We start from the raw sequence: 6,063 nt of genomic DNA, 5'->3' as shown, positions 1-6,063 counted from the left end.
AGGGGGCGCACACGCCTCCTTATTTTTTTTGCACGTTCAGCAGGTGAGGAAACTTTTTATAAATAATCAGCATGATGATGAGAATGTAGGCTCCGTAAATGCTGAAAGACAGCAATTTATTGCTCGCGAAATTGGCACCTGCAATGGTAACAACGACAATATTCGGGATTTTTCCTATGAGAGACGCAAAGAAAAAAACATGCCAGCGAACCTGACTCAGCCCGCATATCACGTTCATGACAAGGGAAGGAATAACCGGGATGAGCCTTCCTAATAAAACAGCGGCAAAAGCATTCTTGTTGAAAGAAGCCTCGTAGCTTTGGATGGCAGGATAGGCCTGAACTTTTTTTCTGGCCCAATCTCTCAAGCTGTACCTGGCGAGAAAAAACAGCATGATTGTACCAAGCATGGAGCCGCTCAGTGTAATCCAGATTCCATTTGCCATTCCGAATACAGCTCCATTTAAAGCGGCTACCAAAGCAAACGGCACAATAGGGAAAAAGACATCGGCAGCAATCAGCAGCATACTGAATAAAACAGAAAACATCCCTCCTGCTTTGATCGCATCAAGCCAAGCCTCTTTCTGAAAAAAACCGACTGCAATGATCGTCGAAATGACGATGATACCCAGTATCTTTTTTAACATGTATGTGTCACTCCCAACTACGGTGATGTCAGGAGCTGAAATCTCCGTCATCTAGAGTTAGTATAACTGGTGTCATGTCAGCGGTCCACCCGAATTGAAATCTAGGTGGGGAACCCATTCTTTTCTATCTTGTAAAATAGGCTGTCCCACTCTCTGTTTTTTGCATTCTTTAATAGTAGCGACGGATAGAAATGGTCATGATAAAAAAGGATTTTAGTCCGGTATCGAACGATAATTGTCCTGACTATGAGATGCCGCCTGCTTACATAATACAAAAAATACAGCCAACGGGGCAGATGCGAAAATACGCCAATTATGTGAAAAAACAAAGCGCATCTGTCGGCTGGCAATTTACAGGTGATGATTCAGTCATTTAACAGCATCTTCCGTTAAAACAGCTGACATGCTGGTGAAGGCACAAGTGGGACAGGGAACCGCACATCAATCGGGATTGAAATTTGCGAAGGCGATTTTGAGCAAACAACTGAAATGCCTAGTGAATGATCAGAAAACGAATGAAAGAAATCAATATTCCGCTGAACCATGTCGTTCCCTACAAAAAATGGCCCGGGAAAGAATGTCCGCGCAAACTCTTGGATGGCGGGAGTTCTTAGATGGAATTACTTCCGCCGATACGCCCCAACAGACATCTCCATCATATCCGCTGCCGTCGGGGATGATAAAACTTACTTCACCTATCTATCCTGACAAAGGCGCCAAAAATAACAGAATTGACGGAGTTTACGGACCGAAAACCGCAAATGCCGTCAAGCGTTTTCAGCTGATGAACGGATTAACTGCGGACGGCATCTATGGCTCCGAAACAAAGGCCAAGCTTAAACGAAGGTAAAGTGAATGCAGGGGTAAGGGATAACCTGTTTCCAAGGCGGATTCAGGTTATGTTTTTTTCTGTGATTTCGTGTTTTTTCGAGTGAGAAGAAGGGAATTTTTAAAAGAATCATCGGACGTGCCTCAATGAAAATAGAATGATTTTCACTGAGGGGGACACGTTAACAGTAAGAAAAATACAGGAAGAACGAGAAACTCTTCGTTGAACGAGGGGGAACAGAGGTATAACATAGTGGTGAGGTTTGTGGGGGTGTAAAGATGAAGCATTTTTTTATCCTTTTCCTTCTGCTGTTCGTTACAGCTGGATGCGAGGGGGAGGGATACGAAGACGTTGTAGCATTTGGTGACAGCAATACGCGAGGCTCTAATTGGGACTATCGCGATTATCCAAAAGCACAGCAGTGGGTCAATATGTTAAAAACGGCTGAACGCGGAAAGCTTGATATACGCAACGCGGGAATTGGCGGACAGACGACAGAGGATGCCCGTCTGCGGTTTCAGGCAGATGTGCTGGATCAAAAACCGAAGTATGTGTTCATTATGTTCGGCACAAATGACGCCGCGATACTGACTGAGGGAAAAGCGAGAGTATCGAAGCTGCGTTTTAGAGAAAATCTTGTTTATTTTATTGAAAAAAGCAGAGAACACGGGATCAAGCCAATCCTAATGACATGTATCCCAATTATTGAAGGGAACGGAAAGCACCATTTGTTTTACTATTCGAGATATAAAGCAGCTGTTTTTGAACCGAAAGGCGGGGCGAGAAAATGGCACAACTCATACAATGATATAACAAGAGATGTGTCGAAGCGCCTGGATGTCCCTCTTGTAGACAACTGGAAGCATTTTATAGAAGCAGACGGCGGAAAAGCAACAGATGAAGCGCTTATCCAATCGGGTCTGATAGATCCTTCAGGCAATCATATGACACCTAAAGGAGCAAGGATTGTATATGAAGGAATACAAGATGGGCAGGTTTTGAAGTACTGAGCCGGACAACGGCCTAAGCCGTTTTATTTCTCCTACATAGGCTGTTATAAACCTTATGTAAGGAGGCGCTTCAATGTATGGCGCAGGCAGGGCATATGGATATGCTTTTATCGTAGTTTTAGTTGTTGTTCTTCTGGTAGTGGGCGGCATATATTGGTTAGCATAGCTACCGTCCCTTGAAAACACCTCTTTTTAGGGGTGTTTTTTGCTGAAAACAGTAGTAAAGCCCGCAACCGAAGTGATATAATATCAGTCATCTGAGTAAAAAAAGGAAATACGCCCGGAAAAAATAGACAAGTTCCTATTAAGAAGATACGGAAATAATATGTCCGAGCGATCTTCTTTTTATTTCGTTTTCAATTAACTCGATAAAGTCACGGTTTAAATTCATTTCAGTGGCTTTGAAATAAGATTCTATTAGTAATTCATCAGACAGTTTTCTCATGCTTGGAACCCAATTAATGGGAGAGTCACCTCCTTAAAAGTTGGAATCATTCATGAATGTAACGCATATATTGATACGTTGCGCATATCTGAGGCTGAAGTTACCTTTAATCTACCATGAAATGCATATAAGAACAATCGTTCTGTTATCCACACCAAAAAGTGGATAACTTGTGAGTATCGTGTTTATAATTTGTCTAAAGAGTGATGTAATAAGAGTGGATAGTGTGTGTAATTTTATCCACAACTGGTGAAGAAACCCAATTTTTGTCGAAATTTTTTTGCTCAGTTTTTCTTTCGGCACAGGTTCGATTTTTTTCGACAATCATTTAAAGAGAAAAGGGAAGGGTGCAGGTTTTGTTAAAAAAGTTTTTTTTACCTGACGAGTTTGTAAAAAATATTTTTCATATTACACCTGAGAAATTAAAAGAACGAAATGTAAAAGGAATCATTACTGACCTGGATAATACGCTTGTTGAGTGGGACAGGCCGAACGCGACGCCGCGTTTGATCGAGTGGTTTGAAGAAATGAAGGAGCACGGCATTAAAGTGACGATTGTCTCTAATAATAATGAAAGAAGAGTAAAACTTTTTTCTGAACCGCTTGGAATTCCATTCATCTATAAAGCGAGAAAACCGATGGGCAAAGCCTTTAACAGAGCGGTGCGCAATATGGAACTGAAAAAAGCGGACTGCGTGGTCATTGGAGACCAGCTTTTGACCGATGTGCTCGGGGGAAACCGTAACGGCTACCATACGATTTTGGTCGTGCCTGTTGCTTCCTCTGACGGGTTCATTACGCGCTTTAACCGCCAGGTCGAACGCAGAATACTGAGTGCTCTCAAACGAAAAGGGCACATTCAGTGGGAGGAGTAAGAAATGGATAAGGTTGTTTGTATCGGCTGCGGAGTAACAATCCAAACCGAGGACAAATCAGGTCTGGGATACGCGCCGCCGGCATCGCTTACGAAAGAACATGTGATTTGCCAGCGCTGCTTCAGACTGAAAAATTATAATGAAATACAAGATGTTTCCTTAACGGATGATGATTTCTTAAACATTCTTCACGGGATAGGGGAAACGGATTCTCTCGTTGTTAAAATTGTTGATATTTTTGATTTTAACGGCAGCTGGATCAATGGGCTGCAGCGCTTGGTAGGGGGGAACCCTATCTTATTGGTCGGCAATAAAGCCGATATTTTGCCTAAGTCATTGAAAAGAGAGCGTCTGATCCAGTGGATGAAGCGTGAAGCGAAAGAGTTTGGCTTAAAACCGGTTGACGTATTTTTGGTCAGTGCGGGACGCGGCCAGGGGATCAGAGAAGTCATTGATGCGATTGAGCACTATCGCGACGATAAAGACGTCTATGTTGTCGGGTGTACCAATGTAGGAAAGTCAACCTTTATTAACCGGATTATTAAAGAAGTATCAGGTGAAGCAGATGTGATTACGACTTCCCAATTCCCGGGTACAACCCTTGATGCGATTGAAATCCCGTTGGACGACGGCTCAGCGCTTTATGATACACCTGGAATTATCAATCATCACCAAATGGCGCATTATGTCAATAAAAAGGACCTGAAAATACTATCTCCTAAAAAGGAGCTAAAGCCTCGCACATTCCAGCTAAACGATCAGCAAACACTGTATTTTGGCGGGCTTGCAAGGTTCGATTATGTGTCCGGAGAAAGGGCTCCTTTTATTTGCTATATGCCAAATGAGCTGATGATTCATAGAACAAAATTAGAAAATGCAGACGCGCTTTATGAAAAGCATGCTGGGGAATTGCTCACGCCTCCGGGAAAAGATGAAATGGATGAGTTTCCGGAGTTGATCGCCCATACGTTTACGATAAAAGACAATAAGACAGATATCGTGTTCTCTGGGTTAGGCTGGGTAACGGTGCATGACGCTGATAAAAAAGTAACTGCATACGCGCCAAAAGGCGTTCACGTGTTTGTTCGGCGCTCATTAATTTAATGAAAAGGGGAGAGGAGCATGAAAAAGCTGTACGGGGTTATCGGAAATCCGATTGGCCATTCCATGTCACCTGATATTCATAACGCATCGTTGAAAGATCTCGGTTTAGACGGATATTATCATGCCTTCAAAGTAGAAGAGAATGATCTTGAAGATGCGGTAAAAGGAATAAGAGCACTCGGCGTACAGGGCATCAATGTTACTGTGCCGCATAAGGTATCCATTATGAATTATTTGGATCATATTGACGAGAGTGCTAAAGTGATTGGTGCCGTAAACACGGTGAGAAGAGAGGGAGACCAGCTTGTCGGATACAATACCGATGGGGAAGGCTTTGTCAAGTCATTAATGAAGGTATTGGACAAGCCCATCTCTGAGCTGTCATTCTTAATGATCGGCGCGGGCGGAGCGGCAAGAGCCATCTTTACAACAATCGCCCGTGATATTCCGAAAAAGTTTGACATTTGCAACCGGACGCTAGAAAAAGCAAAGCAGCTTACAGAATCCGCTCCCTCATTTCACAATAAAGACGTGTTAAGCATGACAGAAGCAGAAGAGCGGCTTGAGCAGTATGATGTGATCATCCATACAACGTCTGTTGGCATGTATCCGAACGTGGACAATGCGCCGCTTTCATTGCGGCATGCAGCAAGCTGTGCCGTCGTATGCGATATCGTGTATAATCCAATTCAGACGGCTCTTTTAAAAGAAGCAAACCAAAAAGGCCTGAAGACGCTAGATGGAGTGGGCATGTTTGTAGAACAGGCAGCATTGTCTTTCCAATTGTGGACTGGAAAAGAGCCTGATATTGAAAAAATGAGATCGATTGTTATAGGAAAATTAGGAGGAACAGAATGTTAACAGGTAAACAAAAACGTTTTTTACGTTCAAAAGCACATCATTTAACGCCGATTTTTCAAGTGGGAAAAGGCGGGGTAAACGACAACATGATTAAACAAATCGCCGAGGCGCTTGAAGCAAGAGAGCTGATTAAAGTCAGTGTTCTTCAGAATTGTGAAGAGGATAAAAACGATGTGGCGGAAGCGCTTGTAAAAGGAAGCCGCTCTCAATTGGTGCAAACAATCGGCAATACGATTGTGTTATATAAGGAATCAAAGGAAAACAAACAAATCGAGCTTCCTTAAAGGTGGTTG

Annotated in this window: 7 protein-coding genes and 1 pseudogene; 6 read left to right on the top strand and 2 right to left on the bottom strand. The window is 42.9% G+C overall.

Features of this window, described 5'->3' with window-relative positions; genetic code table 11:
• Positions 1-19 precede the first annotated feature (19 nt).
• Positions 20-646 (bottom strand): TVP38/TMEM64 family protein, encoded by a 627-nt coding sequence (locus SC79_RS07675; RefSeq protein WP_039074541.1) that lies wholly within the window; start codon positions 644-646, stop codon positions 20-22.
• Between the two features lie 191 nt (positions 647-837).
• On the opposite strand from SC79_RS07675, the pseudogene SC79_RS07670 reads away from it, so the two are divergent.
• Together SC79_RS07670 and SC79_RS07665 are read left to right on the top strand one after the other, a co-directional pair.
• Positions 838-1,496, top strand: a pseudogene (locus SC79_RS07670) (peptidoglycan recognition protein family protein).
• 257 nt (positions 1,497-1,753) lie between these two features.
• Complete coding sequence (locus tag SC79_RS07665; RefSeq protein ID WP_039074540.1) at positions 1,754-2,485, top strand: SGNH/GDSL hydrolase family protein; 732 nt, start codon at positions 1,754-1,756, stop codon at positions 2,483-2,485.
• A 304-nt stretch (positions 2,486-2,789) separates the two neighbouring features.
• Here the strand turns inward: SC79_RS07665 and SC79_RS07660 are convergent, their stop codons facing one another.
• On the bottom strand, positions 2,790-2,930 hold the full coding sequence (locus SC79_RS07660; RefSeq protein ID WP_003226124.1) for a sporulation histidine kinase inhibitor Sda: 141 nt from the start codon (positions 2,928-2,930) through the stop codon (positions 2,790-2,792).
• Positions 2,931-3,286: 356 nt separating this feature from the next.
• On the opposite strand from SC79_RS07660, the gene SC79_RS07655 reads away from it, so the two are divergent.
• The 4 genes from SC79_RS07655 to yhbY are packed head-to-tail and all read left to right on the top strand — an operon-like array spanning position 3,287 to position 6,054.
• On the top strand, positions 3,287-3,805 hold the full coding sequence (locus tag SC79_RS07655; protein WP_039074561.1) for a YqeG family HAD IIIA-type phosphatase: 519 nt from the start codon (positions 3,287-3,289) through the stop codon (positions 3,803-3,805).
• Between the two features lie 3 nt (positions 3,806-3,808).
• On the top strand, positions 3,809-4,909 hold the full coding sequence (yqeH, locus tag SC79_RS07650) for a ribosome biogenesis GTPase YqeH (RefSeq protein ID WP_039074539.1): 1,101 nt from the start codon (positions 3,809-3,811) through the stop codon (positions 4,907-4,909).
• 18 nt (positions 4,910-4,927) lie between these two features.
• Positions 4,928-5,770, top strand: coding sequence for a shikimate dehydrogenase (gene aroE / locus SC79_RS07645; RefSeq protein ID WP_039074538.1), 843 nt, complete (start codon positions 4,928-4,930; stop codon positions 5,768-5,770).
• Positions 5,764-6,054 carry a ribosome assembly RNA-binding protein YhbY gene (gene yhbY / locus SC79_RS07640; RefSeq protein ID WP_003226133.1) on the top strand — a complete coding sequence of 97 codons (291 nt, stop codon included), beginning with the start codon at positions 5,764-5,766 and terminating at the stop codon, positions 6,052-6,054. Before aroE ends, yhbY begins: the two co-directional genes overlap by 7 nt.
• Positions 6,055-6,063 lie beyond the last annotated feature (9 nt).

Source organism: Bacillus sp. MSP13, from assembly GCF_000815295.1.
Lineage (GTDB): Bacteria > Bacillota > Bacilli > Bacillales > Bacillaceae > Bacillus > Bacillus vallismortis.
Note: the sequence above shows the minus strand (reverse complement) of the source record. Positions and strands in the feature narration are given on the sequence as shown.

Excerpts from the sequence above, each read along its gene's own strand:
- SC79_RS07675 (WP_039074541.1), bottom strand. The coding sequence starts at position 646 with ATGTTAAAAAAGATACTGGGTATCATCGTCATTTCGACGATCATTGCA.
- SC79_RS07665 (WP_039074540.1), top strand. The coding sequence starts at position 1,754 with ATGAAGCATTTTTTTATCCTTTTCCTTCTGCTGTTCGTTACAGCTGGA.
- SC79_RS07660 (WP_003226124.1), bottom strand. The coding sequence starts at position 2,930 with ATGAGAAAACTGTCTGATGAATTACTAATAGAATCTTATTTCAAAGCC.
- yqeH (WP_039074539.1), top strand. The coding sequence starts at position 3,809 with ATGGATAAGGTTGTTTGTATCGGCTGCGGAGTAACAATCCAAACCGAG.
- aroE (WP_039074538.1), top strand. The coding sequence starts at position 4,928 with ATGAAAAAGCTGTACGGGGTTATCGGAAATCCGATTGGCCATTCCATG.
- yhbY (WP_003226133.1), top strand. The coding sequence starts at position 5,764 with ATGTTAACAGGTAAACAAAAACGTTTTTTACGTTCAAAAGCACATCAT.